General features: G+C 70.0%; 16 protein-coding genes. 9 read left to right on the forward strand and 7 right to left on the reverse strand.

From position 1 onward, the window contains the following. Positions 1-253: 253 nt before the first annotated feature. Positions 254-1,093 carry an alpha/beta fold hydrolase gene (locus ABT342_RS25390; RefSeq protein ID WP_351578184.1) on the reverse strand — a complete coding sequence of 280 codons (840 nt, stop codon included), beginning with the start codon at positions 1,091-1,093 and terminating at the stop codon, positions 254-256. 200 nt (positions 1,094-1,293) lie between these two features. Between ABT342_RS25390 and ABT342_RS25395 the strand changes: the two genes are divergently transcribed. Then, positions 1,294-2,499: an RNA-guided endonuclease InsQ/TnpB family protein gene (locus ABT342_RS25395; RefSeq protein WP_502965611.1), complete on the forward strand. Its 1,206-nt coding sequence runs from the start codon at positions 1,294-1,296 to the stop codon at positions 2,497-2,499. 36 nt (positions 2,500-2,535) lie between these two features. Here the strand turns inward: ABT342_RS25395 and ABT342_RS25400 are convergent, their stop codons facing one another. Beyond that, complete coding sequence (locus ABT342_RS25400; RefSeq protein ID WP_351578188.1) at positions 2,536-3,387, reverse strand: phosphotransferase enzyme family protein; 852 nt, start codon at positions 3,385-3,387, stop codon at positions 2,536-2,538. 126 nt (positions 3,388-3,513) lie between these two features. On the opposite strand from ABT342_RS25400, the gene ABT342_RS25405 reads away from it, so the two are divergent. From ABT342_RS25405 to ABT342_RS25435, 7 genes are all read left to right on the forward strand, one after another. Continuing rightward, positions 3,514-4,431 carry a carbohydrate ABC transporter permease gene (locus ABT342_RS25405; protein WP_502965615.1) on the forward strand — a complete coding sequence of 306 codons (918 nt, stop codon included), beginning with the start codon at positions 3,514-3,516 and terminating at the stop codon, positions 4,429-4,431. A gap of 2 nt (positions 4,432-4,433) precedes the next feature. Beyond that, entirely contained in the window at positions 4,434-5,267 is an 834-nt protein-coding gene (locus tag ABT342_RS25410; RefSeq protein WP_351578190.1) for a carbohydrate ABC transporter permease, read from the forward strand. Between the two features lie 5 nt (positions 5,268-5,272). After that, positions 5,273-6,577: an ABC transporter substrate-binding protein gene (locus ABT342_RS25415; protein WP_351578192.1), complete on the forward strand. Its 1,305-nt coding sequence runs from the start codon at positions 5,273-5,275 to the stop codon at positions 6,575-6,577. A gap of 66 nt (positions 6,578-6,643) precedes the next feature. Next, positions 6,644-7,849 carry a macrolide-inactivating glycosyltransferase gene (gene mgt / locus ABT342_RS25420; protein WP_351578194.1) on the forward strand — a complete coding sequence of 402 codons (1,206 nt, stop codon included), beginning with the start codon at positions 6,644-6,646 and terminating at the stop codon, positions 7,847-7,849. A 261-nt stretch (positions 7,850-8,110) separates the two neighbouring features. Further along, positions 8,111-9,313, forward strand: coding sequence for a S8 family peptidase (locus ABT342_RS25425; protein ID WP_351578196.1), 1,203 nt, complete (start codon positions 8,111-8,113; stop codon positions 9,311-9,313). Positions 9,314-9,386: 73 nt separating this feature from the next. Further along, positions 9,387-9,953 (forward strand): DUF1697 domain-containing protein, encoded by a 567-nt coding sequence (locus tag ABT342_RS25430; RefSeq protein ID WP_351578199.1) that lies wholly within the window; start codon positions 9,387-9,389, stop codon positions 9,951-9,953. Next, entirely contained in the window at positions 9,946-10,335 is a 390-nt protein-coding gene (locus tag ABT342_RS25435; protein ID WP_351578202.1) for a nuclear transport factor 2 family protein, read from the forward strand. The genes ABT342_RS25430 and ABT342_RS25435 overlap by 8 nt, the downstream gene beginning before the upstream one ends. Here ABT342_RS25435 and ABT342_RS25440 read toward each other — a convergent pair. Continuing rightward, positions 10,304-10,495, reverse strand: a complete 192-nt coding sequence (locus ABT342_RS25440; RefSeq protein WP_351578204.1) for a DUF4236 domain-containing protein — start codon at positions 10,493-10,495, stop codon at positions 10,304-10,306. The genes ABT342_RS25435 and ABT342_RS25440 overlap by 32 nt on opposite strands. 140 nt (positions 10,496-10,635) lie before the next feature. Between ABT342_RS25440 and ABT342_RS25445 the strand changes: the two genes are divergently transcribed. After that, entirely contained in the window at positions 10,636-11,106 is a 471-nt protein-coding gene (locus ABT342_RS25445) for a hypothetical protein (protein WP_351578206.1), read from the forward strand. Positions 11,107-11,115: 9 nt separating this feature from the next. On the opposite strand, the gene ABT342_RS25450 is transcribed toward ABT342_RS25445, so the two are convergent. From ABT342_RS25450 to ABT342_RS25465, 4 genes are read right to left on the reverse strand one after another with little or no spacing between them, the layout of a single operon-like run. Beyond that, positions 11,116-11,949: a sirohydrochlorin chelatase gene (locus ABT342_RS25450; protein ID WP_351578208.1), complete on the reverse strand. Its 834-nt coding sequence runs from the start codon at positions 11,947-11,949 to the stop codon at positions 11,116-11,118. 9 nt (positions 11,950-11,958) lie between these two features. Then, positions 11,959-12,870, reverse strand: a complete 912-nt coding sequence (locus tag ABT342_RS25455) for an ABC transporter permease (RefSeq protein WP_351578211.1) — start codon at positions 12,868-12,870, stop codon at positions 11,959-11,961. Then, positions 12,857-13,657, reverse strand: a complete 801-nt coding sequence (locus tag ABT342_RS25460; protein WP_351578214.1) for an ABC transporter ATP-binding protein — start codon at positions 13,655-13,657, stop codon at positions 12,857-12,859. Before ABT342_RS25460 ends, ABT342_RS25455 begins: the two co-directional genes overlap by 14 nt. Positions 13,658-13,698: 41 nt before the next feature. After that, the gene (locus tag ABT342_RS25465) at positions 13,699-14,820 is read right to left on the reverse strand and encodes an aliphatic sulfonate ABC transporter substrate-binding protein (RefSeq protein WP_351578217.1); all 1,122 of its coding nucleotides are present in this window, start codon (positions 14,818-14,820) and stop codon (positions 13,699-13,701) included. Positions 14,821-14,885: the final 65 nt, after the last annotated feature.

The following is a 14,885-nucleotide window of genomic DNA, read 5'->3' on the forward strand; positions in this document are numbered from 1 at the left end:
CGAGCCGACGTCCTCTTCGCCATGCTCCGCGACGGCACCTTCTACGACCCCCAACCCGCCCCCACGGGTTGACCAAACCCATAGGGGCACCCCCCGGACCCCCGCGCCTCAAACGCCGGCGGGGCTGGGTCTTCCAGCCCGTCCGGCGTTTGAGGACACGGCCGGAGGCCGTACCGGGGGTCTGGGGGCTTGCCCCCCAGTTTTCGGGAAGGGGCGGGGCGGGGAGAGAAGCCCGCCGCAGGCGGCCCCGGCCCTATACCGCAGCCTTGCCCGTCGGCTCCGTCTCGGCGATGAAGTCGAGCAGCAGCTCGTTGACGCGCTCGGGGGCGTCCAGCTGGAGCCAGTGACCGGCGCCCTCCACCCGCTCGTAGCGCCACGAGCCGGACACGTGCTTGTCCGTGCCGGTCATCGACTCCTCGGTGAGGAAGCGGTCACCCGTGCTCCAGACACCGAGGACGGGCCCCGGAAGCGGCGGCCGCGCCGGTACGGGGCCGAACAGCACCTCGGGCGGGGCGCCCGCCCGGTAGATGGACAGGGCGGCGGTGAGCGCGCCGGGCGCGCGCAGGCCGTCGACGATCGCGTCGGCGTCGGGGTGCTCGCCGAGCATCTCCCGGAACCGGGCGAAATCGTCCCGGGCGAGATAGTCCTCGGAGATCCCCGGGAACTGGAACAACAGCATGTACCAGGACCGCTGGCGCTGCTCCCACCCGGCCTCCAGCAGCGCCCCGCCCACGGACAGGATGCTCAGACTCGCCACCCGCTCCGGAGCGGTCGTCGCGAGCTGCTGGACGATGGCGGAGCCCCAGTCGTGACCGACGAGATGGGCCCTGTCCACCTCCAGCCGGTCCAGCAGCTCCAGCAGGTCGGCCGCCGACCGGGCCGGGGCGTAGGCGTCGGTGCCCTCCGGACGGTCCGATCCGCCGAAGCCGCGCAGATCAGGGGCGATGGTGCGGTAGCCGGCGGCGTCCAGTGCGGCGATCTGGTGGCGCCAGCAGTCGTGGGTGTCCGGAAAGCCGTGCACCAGCAGCACGGCCGGCCCCGTGCCGCCGCCGATGGCGGCCTCGAGGGTCACCTCGCTGAGTTCGACACGCATGACAACACTCCGATCACGGAGAGGAGATGAGCCGGGCGGAACGTCCCGTTCATCCGAGTCCTTTCGTGGATACCCCCACCTTCAGGTGGGGGAGGAAACGAAACCCCTGCGGAGCAGTGCAAGGAACGGGGTTTCGCCCCAGGGCGAAAGACCGTGCTCTGACCCGCAGGTTTGATCTTTACCTGTAGTCGCTCTAGTTTGTGAGCGTGACCACGAGTCATGTGAAGCGCGCGTTCAAGTACCGCTTCTATCCGACCGACGCGCAGGCGGTTGAGCTGTCGCGCACGTTCGGCTGTGTTCGCAAGGTCTACAACCTGGCGCTCGCCGCCCGCACGGAGGCGTGGGCGCGTCAGGAGCGGGTGAACTACAACCAGACCTCCGTCATGCTGACCGCGTGGAAGAAGACCGAGGAACTGGCGTTCCTGAACGAGGTGTCCTCCGTCCCCCTCCAGCAGACGCTCCGCCACCTCCAGATGGCCTTCACCAACTTCTTCGGCAAGCGGGCCAAGTACCCCCGCTTCAAGTCGCGGAAGAAGTCGCGGAAGTCCGCCGAATACACCACCAGCGGATTCCGCTTCCGCGACGGACGGCTGACCCTGGCCAAGATGTCGCAGCCGCTGGACATCGTGTGGTCGCGTCCGCTCCCGGAAGGGGCGAAGCCGTCCACGGTGACCGTGTCCCAGGACAGCTCGGGACGCTGGTTCGTCTCCCTGCTGTGCGAGGACCCTGGCGTCAAGCCGCTTCCCGCCACGGACACGGCCGTCGGCATCGACGTGGGCCTGAACCACCTTCTGACCCTGTCCACCGGGGAAAAGATCACCAACCCCCGGCATGAGCGCCGCGACCGTGCCCGCCTCGCCCTGGCCCAGCGCCGCCTGGCGAAGAAGGCCAAGGGCGACGGTACGAACCGGGCCAAGGCCCGGCGCAAGGTCGCGAAGATCCACGCCCGGATCGCCGACCGTCGGCGCGACCACCTGCACAAGCTGACCACTCGACTCGTGCGTGAGAACCAAACGCTCGTGATCGAGGACCTGACCGTGCGCAACATGGTCAAGAACCGGAGCCTCGCCCGCGCCATCAGCGACGCGGCGTGGTCGGAGTTCCGGAGCATGCTGGAGTACAAAGCCGCCTGGTACGGGCGGGAAGTGATCGCGGTCGACCGCTTCTTCCCCTCGTCCAAGCTGTGCTCCCACTGCGGCACCCTCGCCGAGAGGATGCCGCTGCACGTCCGGACCTGGACGTGCGAGGGTTGCGGCACGACCCACGACCGGGACGTGAACGCAGCGAAGAACCTGAAGGCCGCCGGACTGGCGGTGACAGCCTGTGGAGCTGGTGTAAGACCTCAACGGAGAACTCCGGGCGGGCAGTCGGCAACGAAGCAGGAAACCCCACGGCGCGAGCCGTAGGAATCCCCCTCCTTCAGGGGGGAGGAAGTCAAGATGTCAGAACGGGTACCAGCGCACTTCGGTGTCGCCCGACCGCAGCGAGTTCACCCGTCGGCGGAACTCGGCCAGCGCCTTCGGGTTGGCCGGGGCGTGCTGGGCCACCCAGGCGCAGCTGGCCGTCTCGCGGGCGCCCCGCAGGACCGCGCAGCCGTCCCAGGCGCGTACGTCCCAGCCGTACGCGTCTGTGAACGCGTCGTACGCCGCCGGGTCGAGCCCGTACCGGTCGCGGGAGAGCGCGAGGACGACCAGGTCGTGTTCGCGCAGATCGGCGGAGAAGGTCTCCAGGTCGACCAGTACCGGCCCGTCCGGGCCGATGTGGACGTTGCGGGGGAGGGCGTCACCGTGGATGGGGCCGGGGGTCAGACGCGGGGTGAGCGCTGCCGCCGCCGCGGCGAACCCGTCCCGCCGCTCGCGCAGATACGCCGCGTCCGCCGGATCGATCGAGTCCCCCGCCAGCCGTAGCCAGCGCTCGACACCGTCGAGCAGCTCGCGCCGGGGCAGCGCGAACGGCGCCTCGGGCAGCGCGTGCACCTGCCGCAGCAGCGGTGCGAGATCGCGCGGCTCGGCGGGACGTAGGGCCTGCGGCATCCGGTGCCAGAGGGTCACCGGATGCCCGTCCACCAGGCGCGCCTTCGGCTCCGCGGCCCGTACCGCCGGTACGTCCGCCCGCTCCAGCCACCCGGCCACGGCCAGCTCGCGCTCCGCCCGCTCCAGCAGTTCCGCGCTCCGCCCGACCTTGACGGCCAGGTCGCCCACGCCGAAGACCGCGTTCTCGCCGAGGGCCAGCAGGGTCGCGTCCCGCGACAGTCCCGCGGCCGCCAGAACGTCGCGTGCGCGTGTCTCGTCCATGGCCCGGATTCTCGCATCCGTGCAGGTGGGGTTGACGAACCGACGGACCGTCAGCACGATGACACAGGCCGGTCCAGCATCCCGAAGTGGTCCAAAAAGGATCGAAAAGGGGTCGAATTCGTGGCATTGGCGGTGACCGCGAAAGAGCGGTCCAGCAGAAGGCGGTCCAGCACAAGAACGGATCACGGAGCCTGGTTCCTCGTGCTCCCCGCCCTGATCCCCATCCTGGTCCTGAGCGTGGGACCGCTGCTCTACGGCATCGCTCTCTCCCTCACCGACGCGCAGTCCGGCCGCACCCAGGCCACCCAGTGGGTCGGGAGCCTGAACTTCCAGGACCTGTTGCACGACACGCTCTTCTGGGACTCGTTCCGGATCGGGCTGTTGTGGGCGGTCGGCGTGACCGTGCCCCAGTTCTTCCTCGCGCTGGGCCTCGCCCTCCTCCTCAACCAGAACCTGCGCCTGCGCTGGCTGGCCCGGGCCCTCGCGATCATCCCCTGGGCGATGCCCGAGGTCGTCGTCGGCATCATGTGGCGCCTCGTCTACAACCCCGACGCGGGCATCCTCAACGAGACCATCCGCGACCTCGGCCTCGGCGACGGCCGCGACTGGCTGACCGGACTGGCCACCGCGCTGCCCGCCGTGATCGTCGTCGGCATCTGGTCGGGCATGCCGCAGACCACCGTCACCCTCCTCGCCGGACTGCAGAACACCCCGCACGAACTCCACGAGGCCGCCGCCCTCGACGGCGCGGGCGCCTGGCGCCGGTTCCGTACCGTCACCTGGCCCGCCCTGCGGCCCGTCGCCCTCGCCGTCACGGCACTCCAGTTCATCTGGAACTTCAACTCCTTCGCCCTCGTGTACGTCCTCACCAGCGGCGGCCCCGGCGGCCGCACCCGGCTGCCGATGCTGTTCGCGTACGAAGAGGCCTTCCGCTACGGCCAGTTCGGCTACGCCGCCGCGATGGGCTGCGTCATGGTGGCGGTGATCTCGGTGATGCTCGCGCTCTATCTCGTCGGCCGGCTGAAGGGTGGTGAGCCGAGGTGAGCATGCGCACCGGCAGAGCCGGGCGCGCCGGGCAGTACCTGGCACTCCTCGGCTATCTCGTCTTCCTCGCCTTCCCGTTCCTCTGGCTGGTCTCCACAGCCTTCAAGCCACCCCGCGAACTCGGCTCGCTCCACCCCACCTGGATCCCCGAGAACCCCACACTCGCCAACTTCCGCCAGGCCTTCGACGAGCAGCCGCTCCTCGAAGCCGCCGCGAACAGCCTGGTCATCGCCCTGAGCGCGGCGCTCGTCGCCGTCGTCGTCGCGACCCCGATGGCGTACGTCATGGCCCGGCACCGCACCCGTCTCGCCAGGGCCGCCACCGGCTGGGTCGTGGTCAGCCAGGCGTTCCCGTTCGTCCTGCTGATCATTCCGCTGTTCCTGATCCTGAAGAGCCTCCACCTCATCAACACCCACACCGGACTGGTCCTCGTCTACGTCGTGTGGTCGCTGCCGTTCGCGCTGTGGATGCTCACCGGGTACGTACGGGCCGTACCGGCCGAGCTGGAGGAGGCGGCGGCGGTCGACGGCGCAGGAAGGGTCCGTACGCTCGTCTCGGTCACCGCGCCGCTGCTCGCGCCCGGGATCGTGGCCACGGCGATGTTCGCGTTCATCACCGCGTGGAACGAGTTCTTCTTCGCACTCGTCCTGCTCAAGACCCCCGAGAAGCAGACCCTGCCGGTCGTCCTCACCCACTTCCTGGGAGCGGAGGGCGTCGCCGACCTCGGGCCGCTCGCCGCGGCGGCGTTCCTCGCGACCATTCCCTCGCTCGTGATCTTCGCGGTGATCCAGAAACGCATCACGGGCGGAATGCTGGCCGGGGCGGTGAAGAGCTGATGAGGATGCGAAAGCGGGTACGCCTGCTGGCCGCCGCGGCCGGCGCACTGGCCCTGCTGCTGAGCGGCTGCTCGGCCGGGGAGGACCGGAGCACCGACGGAAGGATCACCCTCCGCTTCCAGTCGCTGGCCTGGCAGGAGGAGTCCGTCGCGGCCAACAAGCAGCTGGTCGAGGAGTGGAACGCCGCCCATCCCGACATCCGGGTCGAGTACGTCCAGGGGAGCTGGGACAGCGTCCACGACCAGCTGCTGACCTCCTTCGAGGGCGGGGAGGCACCGGACATCATCCATGACGCGTCCGACGACCTCGCGGACTTCGCGTACGGCGGCTACCTCGCCGATCTCCGGGAGCTGCTGCCGGCCCGGCTCACCGCCGACATCCCGGAGCAGAGCTGGCGGACCACGACCTTCGGCGAAGGCGTCTACGGTGTGCCGTTCCTCCAGGAGCCGCGCGTCATCATGGCGAACAAGAAGATCCTCGACGCGTCCGGCGTCCGGGTCCCCACCCCCGAAAAGCCCTGGAGCTGGGAGGAGTTCCGGCAGGTCACCCAGGAGCTCACGAAGCAGCTGGGGAAGGGGAAGTACGGTGTCGCCTGGCCGCTCAAGGAGCCGGTCTCGGCCACCCTCAACCTCGGCCTGTCCGCCGGCGGGCAGCTCTTCCACCGGGAGCGGGACGGCCAGGTGGAGATCCGCTTCACCGAGGGCGACGCCGTCGTCGCCGGCACCATCCACGACCAGGTGAACACCGACGCGAGCGCGTCGCCCACCACCCTCGGCACGGGCGGCTCGGACACCCTGCCCGGCTTCTTCGGCGGCAAGTACGCGATGGTCCCACTGGGTTTCTCGTACCGCCAGCAGATCGCGCAGCAGGCGCCCGAGGGCTTCGAGTGGACGGTGCTGCCGGCCCCGGCCGGCGCGCGGGGCCTCGCGCAGGGCGTGAGCCCGCAGACCCTGTCGGTCGCCGAGGACAGCCCGCACAAGAAGGAGGCGGTGGCGTTCATCGACTTCCTGCTTCAGCCGCCCAACATGGTGCGCCTCGCGAAGGGCGACTGGATGCTGCCGACCGGTACGAAGGCGCTGGCCGACCCGTCGCTGCGGACGGCGAAGGACGGCTGGGCGACGGGCGCGGCGCTCGCGGAGCATCTGCGGCCCGCGCCCGCGCAGTCGGTGCGGGGCTATCCCGAGTGGAAGGACAAGGTGGCGACCCCGGCGTTCCAGGAGTACTACAGCGGCGCCATCGACGCCGCCGAGCTGGAGAAACGGCTGGTGAAGGACGGCAGTCTGGTGCTCGCCCGCTACCAGCGCGAATAGGGGAGGCCGAGGCACGGCGCGAAAAGAAGGTTGCACGAGACGTATCGTCTCGCTTAGGTTGAGGGCATGACCGAACCGAAGCGTGCCCACATCGCCATGTTCTCCATCGCCGCCCACGGGCACGTGAACCCGAGCCTCGAAGTCATCCGGGAGCTCGTCGCCCGTGGCCATCGCGTCAGCTACGCGATCCCCGCCTCCTTCGCCGAGAAGGTCGCCGCCACCGGCGCCGAGCCGGTGATCTACGACTCCACGCTCCCGACCGACGACGACCCGGAGGCGTGGGGCACGGAGCTGATCGACAACGTCGAGCCGTTCCTGAACGACGCGATCCATGTGCTGCCGCAGCTCGCCGAGGCGTTCGCGGGCGACGAACCGGGCCTCGTCCTCCACGACATCACCGCGTACCCGGCGCCCGTCCTCGCCCACCGCTGGGGCGTCCCCGCCGTCTCGCTGTGGCCGAACCTCGTCCCCTGGGAGGGGTACGAGGAGGAGATCGCCGAGCCCATGTTCGCCGACCTCAAGGCGTCCGAGCGCGGCAAGGCGTACTACGCCCGCTTCGAGGCCTGGCTCGCCGAGCACGGCGTCGACACCCACCCCGACCGGCTCATCGCCCGCCCCCGCCGGGCCGTCGTCCTGATCCCCAAGGCCCTCCAGCCCAACGCCGACCGGGTCGACGAGGCCGTCTACTCGTTCGTGGGCGCCTGCCAGGGGGCCCGCGCCGACCAGGGCGACTGGCAGCGGCCCGCCGACGCGGAGAAGGTGGTGCTCGTCTCGCTCGGCTCGGCCTTCACCAAGCAGCCCGACTTCTACCGCGAGTGCCTGGGGGCCTTCGGGGACCTGCCCGGATGGCATGTCGTGCTCCAGATCGGCAAGTTCGTGGACGAGGCCGAGCTCGGCGAGATCCCGGCCAACGTCGAAGTCCACCACTGGGTACCGCAGTTGGCGGTCCTCAAGCAGGCCGACGCGTTCATCACGCACGCCGGGGCCGGCGGCAGCCAGGAAGGACTGGCCACCGCCACGCCGATGGTCGCCGTCCCGCAGGCCGTCGACCAGTTCGGCAACGCGGACATGCTCGTCTCGCTGGGCGTCGCCCGCCATGTCCCGATGGAGGAGGCCACGGCGGACACCCTTCGCGAGGCCGTGCTCGGCCTGACCGCCGATCCCGAAGTCGCGGGCAGGCTCCAGGAGATCGGGCGGGCGATGGTGAACGAGGGCGGCACGCGGCGCGCCGCGGACCTGATCGAAGTGGAGCTCCCCGAAACCTCCGTCTGACCTTCGCTTTTGCTCCATATTCCGGGAGGCCGGTCCCTGCGGACCGGCCTCCCGTTGTCGTGTGAAACGGGGCGGTTGAGGGGGAGCCCGAGTTGCCCGGCTCCGGTCGATTTCTTATTACGAAGGCTTGTTGAGTAAGTCACAGGTGTATGAAGGTCTTGATCTGAGCCCGTCATTCGGTCAGGGTTTCGAGCCAGCCCCCGGAGATTTTCCGGCCGGAGGCCAATCCCCCCACAAATGATGACGAGGAGACCCCTCTTCATGGCAACTCACAAGCGTGCGAGCAGGATCAAGCTCAGCGCAGCCATAACCGCCGTGGCCGCCGTGGCCGGCGCGACCGTATTCGGCACCTCTTTCGCGGGAGCGGCTCCCGCCCCCGCGGAAGGCACCATCTACGGCGCGAACGCCGAAGGCGCCGTCGCCGGAAGCTACATCGTCCTGCTGGACGAGAAGGCGGACAAGCAGGAGCTGGCCAAGGAATACGGCGGCAAGCTCCAGCGCAACTACACCTCCGCCATCAACGGCTTCTCCGCCAGCGGCCTTTCGGAGACCGAGGCCAAGCGCCTCGCCGCCGACCCGGCCGTCGCCAAGGTCGTCCAGAACAAGAAGTTCACCATCAACGCCACCCAGGACAACCCGCCGTCGTGGGGCCTGGACCGCGTCGACCAGGCCGACACCGCCGGGGACAGCAAGTACACCTACCCCGACAGTGCCGGTGAGGGTGTCACCGCGTACGTCATCGACACCGGCGTCCGCGTCTCCCACAAGGACTTCGAAGGCCGGGCCACCCACGGCTTCGACGCCATCGACAACGACGACACCGCGGACGACGGCAACGGCCACGGCACGCACGTGGCGGGCACCATCGCCGGCGCCTCCCACGGAGTCGCCAAGAAGGCGAAGATCGTCGCGGTCCGGGTGCTGGACGACAGCGGCTCCGGCACCACCGAGCAGGTCGTCGCCGGCATCGACTGGGTCACCAAGAACCACCAGGGCCCGTCCGTCGCCAACATGAGCCTGGGCGGCGGCGCCGACCCGGCGCTCGACGAGGCCGTCCGTAAGGCCATCGCCTCCGGCGTGACCTTCGGCGTCGCCGCGGGCAACGAGTCCTCCGACGCGAGCCAGAGCTCCCCGGCGCGCGTGGAGGAGGCCATCACCGTCGCCTCCTCCACCAAGGAGGACGCGCAGTCCGACTTCTCCAACTTCGGCTCGGTGGTGGACATCTACGCCCCCGGCTCGGACATCACCTCCACCTGGAACGACAGCGACGAGGGCACGAAGACCATCTCCGGTACGTCGATGGCGACTCCGCACGTCGTCGGAGCCGCCGCGGTCTACCTCGCCGCCCACCAGGACGCCACCCCGGACCAGGTCGCCAAGGCGCTGACCGAGGGCGCCACGCCCGACAAGATCAGCAACCCGAGCGAGGGCACGCCCAACAAGCTCCTGAAGATCGTCGAGTAGCGGCTTCAGGATGTGAACCGGTGGCCGCCGCGCCCTCCCCCACGGGGCGCGGCGGCCGCTTTATGGTGTGCCCATGACGAGGACGTTCACGTACGCGCTGCTGCTGCGCGGGATCAATGTCGGCGGCCATCGCAAGGTCCCGATGGCGGAGCTCCGTACGGTGCTCTCGGAACTGGGCCTCGGGGACGTCCGCACCCATCTGCAGAGCGGGAACGCAGCTTTCACCAGCGACGCGGACGACGAGGCGGCGCTGACCCGGGACATCGAACGGGCCATCGCCGGGCACTTCGGCTTCTCCGTCGGCTGCATCGTCCGCGACGGCGCCTATCTGAACGCCGTGCGCGACAACTGCCCCTTCCCGGCCGCCGAACTGGAGGGCAAGCAGCTGCACGTCACGTACTTCTCCGAGCCCGTCGGCCCCGAGCGCTTCACCTCCGTCGAACCGGCCGCCTTCCTCCCCGAGGAGTTCCGGCTCGGCGACAGAGCACTGTACTTGTACGCCCCCGACGGACTCGGCCGCTCCGCACTCGGCCAAGCGCTCTCCAGGCCCAGCCTGTTCAAGGGGATCGTCGCCACGACCCGCAACTGGAACACCGTCGTCAAGCTGGCGGAGCTGACCTCGGAGGAGACCGATGTCTGAGGCCACCACGGCGGTCGCCGCCGCCATCGAGGGCGAACTGCGCCTGCTCGACCCCGCCGTCCGGGGCGACGCCGCGCGGCTCGCGGCGCTGCTGCACCCGCACTACCTCGAGTTCGGGGTGTCCGGACGCCGCTGGGACCGGGACTCGATCATCGAGTCGCTCACCCGGGAGTGCGCGTCCCAGGCCTGCAAACCGATCACCGCGTCGGATGTGAAGGGCACCCAGCTCGCCGACGACGTCGTCCATCTGACCTTCGTCACCGAGGCCGCGGGCCGCCGCGCACACCGCAGTTCACTGTGGCGGCTGACCGACGGCGACTGGCTCCTCTACTTCCACCAGGGGACGCCGTTCAGTGCCGACGAGAGCTCCGGCGCCAGCTGAAGCCACCGGGCAGCCGCACGGACGCGCTGCGCCGGCCACCGCTGTGCCGGGTCACGTGCGCGCGGCGCGTACCGAGGCTCACCGACCAGCCGTGCGTGCCGATGTTCAGGCGCAGCAGCTTCGGGATGATCGTGATCTGCTTGTGGTAATAGATCGACATGTCGGCCTCCTTCCCACCATGCTGCGTGAAGAGCGCGGCGGGACCGTCACGGCCGCGCCACGGTCATGTCACCGTGCCTCCGGATGGCCCAGGGAGCTGGTCGCGCGAGGCTGTCAGTGCCGGCCCCTATGGTCGATGCCATGAACTCCATGGACGCCGACGGCTTCCCGGTGGCCACCGGCGACGGACCCGCACGCACCGGCCCGGCGCGGGCGGCCGAGGTGCGCGTCGCCTTCGAAGGGCTGCTCCAGATCCGCCGCCTGACCAACACCGGCGCCGCCGCCCCGGAGGCGATACCGGCGCTCTGGGAGCGCCGCCGGATCGTCCGGGCCGTCGCGCTCGCCCTGGAAGCCGCCGGGAGCACCCCGTCGGCCGTCGACGGGGCCGGGCAGCGGGTGGCGACGGGGTACCGCGTCAAGGAGACGGACCCGGGGACGGTGAGCGTCGAGTGGCTCGGACCGCACGGCAGCGGCGCCGCCGGGCAGGAGGAGACCGAACTGACCGCATGCGCCGAGGCACTGGACCGCCTCGGCTGGGACGCCCTGCTGTACCGGGGGCGCGGCCGACACCGCTTCGTGGAGGTCAGGCCCCCGCATCCGCCCCGGGCGTGAGGACACCTTCTAAGCGACGTCGGCCACCAGCGTCGGCGTCGCCGCCCGGTGTGCCTGTTCGTAGCGCTCCAGGAGCAGGCGCGCCAGCTCCGGGGCCGGGCCCAGGACGTCCGAGACGAGGTCCGCCCCCGCCTCGACGGCACCCGCGGCGATCCGGTCCGGGAGCCGGCCCGGGGCGATCACGTACGGCGCCACCGCGACCCGGCGCACGCCCTCCGCGCGCAGCGCCCGTACCGCGTCCTCGGTACGGGGCAGCGCGGCGGAGGCGAACGCAGGCCGCACGGCGCACCAACCGGTGTGCCGCAGCTCCCGCGCGATTTCAGCGATCACTGCGATCGCCTCCGGATCGGAGGAGCCCGCCGAGGCCAGGACGACCCCGGTCGAGCTCTTGAACCGGTCGACCTCGCGACGCCAGTCGGGGTTTTTGACCGGGGGTCCGGGGGTCGCCCCCCGGGAGAATGCAGTGGCCGGGCAGAGCCCGGCCTCGTACAGCCGTCGCTCCACGGCGTCCAGCAGCAGCGGGGACGGGCCGAGCACGTCGGCCTGGGTGATCCGCAGCCGGGGATGCCTCGCCCGTGCCTCGTTCAGCACGGACGGGATATCGGCCTTGGCGTGGTACGCCCTGGTCAGGAGCAATGGCAGCGCCACCACGTCCCGGACGCCGTCGTTCGCCATCCGCTCCAGCACCTGCGGCACGGACGGCGCGTTGAAGTCGAGGAACGCCGTCGACACACGCAGCCCCGGACACAGCATCCGTACGTGCCGTACCAGGGCGTGCACGGTCGCGGCATGCCGCGGGTCGCGGCTGCCGTGGGCGATGACGAGGAGGACAGGGCCGTACATCAGAGGAACTCAGCTCTTGACGAGCAGCCCGCGGCTGCGCAGCACACGCCGCTCCAGCGGGCTGAAGATCAGCAGGTCGATCGCGATGCCGACGACGAGGATCAGCAGGATGGCGAGGAAGACACCGGCCATGTCCTGCGTCTCCCGGCCCGCCTCCAGCAGCTGGCCCAGACCGAGGCCCAGATCGGGGGACGCGGCGATGATCTCCGCGGCCATCAGGGAGCGCCAGGAGAACGCCCACCCCTGCTTGAGCCCCGACAGGTATCCGGGCAGCGCGGCCGGCATCACGATGAACCGGGCGCCCTGGAGTCCGGTGGCGCCGAGGGTCCGGCCGGCCCGCAGATAGAGCGGGGGCACCTGGTCGATGCCGGAGACCAGACCGTTGGCGATGGACGGCACGGCGCCGAGCAGGATGACCGCGTACATCATCGAGTTGTCCAGGCCTAGCCAGATGACCGCGGGCGGCACCCACGCCACCGAAGGCAGCGACTGCAGACCCGACAGCACCGGACCGATGGCGGCCCGGACGAACTTCACCCGCGCGACCAGCAGACCCAGCGGCGTGCCGATGGCGAGCGCGATCAGGAAGCCGGACAGGCCGCGCCAGACGCTGGTCCAGACGACCTCGAGCAGGGTGCCCTGCAGCCACATGTCGGCCAGGCTGTTCCAGACCGCGGCCGGCGGCGGCAGCTTGTAGTCGTCGGTGACCCTCGCCCAGACCAGCAGCTGCCAGACCACCAGCACCAGGGCGACGGCGAGCAGCGGCGGCAGCACCTTCTTCAGCAGGACCTCGCGCACCGGGGTGCGATGGGCCTGTACGGCATCGAGCGCGTCGAGGCCGGCCTCCAGGTCCGCCAGATCGTGGGTGACCGGCTTCTTGGCCTTCGCCGTCGAATCGGTCGTCGTATCAGTGCTGGCCATGACGGCGGATCTCCCCACGCAGTTCTTCGGTGATCTCGACGGACAGCTCCGCCACGGCGGCGTCCTCGATGCGGCGCGGCTGCGGAATGTCCACCGTCCACTCGCGGGCGATACGGCCCGGACGCGAGGACAGCAGCACCACGCGCTGCGCCAGCCGCACGGCCTCGCGCACGTTGTGCGTGACGAACAGGACGGACAGGTTCGTCTCTTCCCAGATCCGGGTGAGCTCCCCGTGCAGCACGTCACGCGTGATGGCGTCGAGCGCCGCGAACGGCTCGTCCATCAGCAGCAGCTGGCTGTCCTGCGCGAGCGCGCGGGCCATCGCGACGCGCTGGCGCATACCGCCGGACAGCTCGTGCACCCGCTTGCCGTAGGAGCCCCCCAGCCGTACGAGTTCGAGCAGCCGCTCCGCCTCCGTGCGGCGCTCGGACTTGGCGACACCGCGCAGCCGCAGGGCCAGTTCGATGTTCTTGCCCGCGGTCAGCCACGGGAACAGCGCGTGCTCCTGGAACATCAGGGCGGGCCGCCCGCCAGGGGTCTCGATGGACCCCGCGGTCGGACGGTCGAGCCCCGCGACCAGATTGAGCAGCGTCGACTTGCCGCACCCGGAGGCCCCCAGGAGCGTGACGAACTCGCCCGGGGCGACATCGAGACTGATGTCGTCGAGCACGAGCTGCTGACCGCGGGGTCCGGCGAAGGACTTCGAGACGTGCTCGATGCGGGCGGCGTGCGTCACCGCGGCGCTGTCCTGCGCACGGTCCGCGGCCTTGGCGATGGCAGTGGCCATGGTCGTCACCTCCTGGGGTTCTGGGATCCGGGTGTGGGTGGTTACTGCTTGGCGCCGAGACCGGCGTCGGCGACCTCGGGCTTGCCCGCCGCCTTGAGGGCCTTGTTGAGCGGCTTCAGGTCGTAGATGCCGTTCAGGTCGGGCTTCTCCAGCAGTCCTGCCTTGACCGCGTGGTCGGCCTGCGTCTGGAGCGTGGCGGCCAGCGGGTCGTCGAGGAACTGGATGGACGGCCACGCGCCGTCGATCACCTCGGCCGGCAGTTCCTTGCCGTTGAACTTCTTGATCGCCGCGTTCGCCGAGGCCTTCGCCTTGTCCGGGTTGGCGTTGATCCACGCGTTCGTCTTCACCGTGCCGCGCAGTACGGCCTCGACGACGTCCGGGTGCTCCTTGAGGAACTTCTGCGACACGATGATGTTCGTGATCACGAATTTCTTGTCGGGCCACAGGGTGGACTCGTCGAGCAGCACCTTCGCACCGTCCGAGACCAGCTTCGACGCGGTCGGCTCCGGTACCCAGGCACCGTCGATGGAGCCGGACTTGTAGGCGTCCGGGGTGGTCTTGTTGTCCGTGCGCAGCACGGAGACGTCACCCTTGCCGCTGTTGGCGTCGACCTTCCAGCCCTTTTCGGCGATCCAGTTGAGGAAGGCGATGTCCTGCGTGTTGCCCCGCTGCGGGGTGGCGATCTTCTTGCCCTTGATGTCGTCAAGGGTCTTGATCTTGTCCGGGTTGACGACCAGCTTCACACCGCCGGACGCGGCGCCCGAGATGATGCGCAGGTTCTGGCCCTTGGACTTCACGTAGCCGTTGATGGCGGGGGAGGGGCCGATGAACCCGATGTCGATGGACCCGGCGTTGAGCGCCTCGAGCTCGGACGGGCCGGCGTTGAAGGTGGTGGACTTGAGCGCGGTCCCGCCCAGCTCCTTCTGGATGATGCCCTCCTGGTCGCCCACCAGAGCGGTGGCGTGCGTCAGGTTCGGGAAGTAGCCGAGCTTCACGGTGTCGACGGAGAGCTTCTCACCCTTGGGCGTGACCTTGGTCTTCTGGTCGTCCGCGGCCTGGGAGCCGTAGCCGCAGGCGGTGAGTGCCACGGCCAGCAGCGGGAGGGCGGCGGCGACGACGGCGCCGCGGCGCAGGGTGGAGCTGATCGTACGGGTGGCAGGCACGGGAGGCGGTTCCTCTCGGAGGCCCGGTGCTCACGTCCCCCGGTTACTCCGGGAATGTCGGGACG

Source organism: Streptomyces sp. NPDC000410 (genome assembly GCF_040300305.1).
In the GTDB taxonomy this organism is placed as follows: domain Bacteria; phylum Actinomycetota; class Actinomycetes; order Streptomycetales; family Streptomycetaceae; genus Streptomyces.

Coding starts and splice junctions, on each gene's coding strand:
- ABT342_RS25410 (WP_351578190.1), top strand. CDS start 4,434: ATGCGCACCGGCAGAGCCGGGCGCGCCGGGCAGTACCTGGCACTCCTC.
- ABT342_RS25425 (WP_351578196.1), top strand. CDS start 8,111: ATGGCAACTCACAAGCGTGCGAGCAGGATCAAGCTCAGCGCAGCCATA.
- ABT342_RS25440 (WP_351578204.1), bottom strand. CDS start 10,495: ATGTCGATCTATTACCACAAGCAGATCACGATCATCCCGAAGCTGCTG.
- ABT342_RS25430 (WP_351578199.1), top strand. CDS start 9,387: ATGACGAGGACGTTCACGTACGCGCTGCTGCTGCGCGGGATCAATGTC.
- ABT342_RS25445 (WP_351578206.1), top strand. CDS start 10,636: ATGAACTCCATGGACGCCGACGGCTTCCCGGTGGCCACCGGCGACGGA.
- ABT342_RS25390 (WP_351578184.1), bottom strand. CDS start 1,093: ATGCGTGTCGAACTCAGCGAGGTGACCCTCGAGGCCGCCATCGGCGGC.
- ABT342_RS25415 (WP_351578192.1), top strand. CDS start 5,273: ATGCGAAAGCGGGTACGCCTGCTGGCCGCCGCGGCCGGCGCACTGGCC.
- ABT342_RS25460 (WP_351578214.1), bottom strand. CDS start 13,657: ATGGCCACTGCCATCGCCAAGGCCGCGGACCGTGCGCAGGACAGCGCC.
- mgt (WP_351578194.1), top strand. CDS start 6,644: ATGACCGAACCGAAGCGTGCCCACATCGCCATGTTCTCCATCGCCGCC.
- ABT342_RS25435 (WP_351578202.1), top strand. CDS start 9,946: ATGTCTGAGGCCACCACGGCGGTCGCCGCCGCCATCGAGGGCGAACTG.
- ABT342_RS25400 (WP_351578188.1), bottom strand. CDS start 3,387: ATGGACGAGACACGCGCACGCGACGTTCTGGCGGCCGCGGGACTGTCG.
- ABT342_RS25455 (WP_351578211.1), bottom strand. CDS start 12,870: ATGGCCAGCACTGATACGACGACCGATTCGACGGCGAAGGCCAAGAAG.
- ABT342_RS25450 (WP_351578208.1), bottom strand. CDS start 11,949: ATGTACGGCCCTGTCCTCCTCGTCATCGCCCACGGCAGCCGCGACCCG.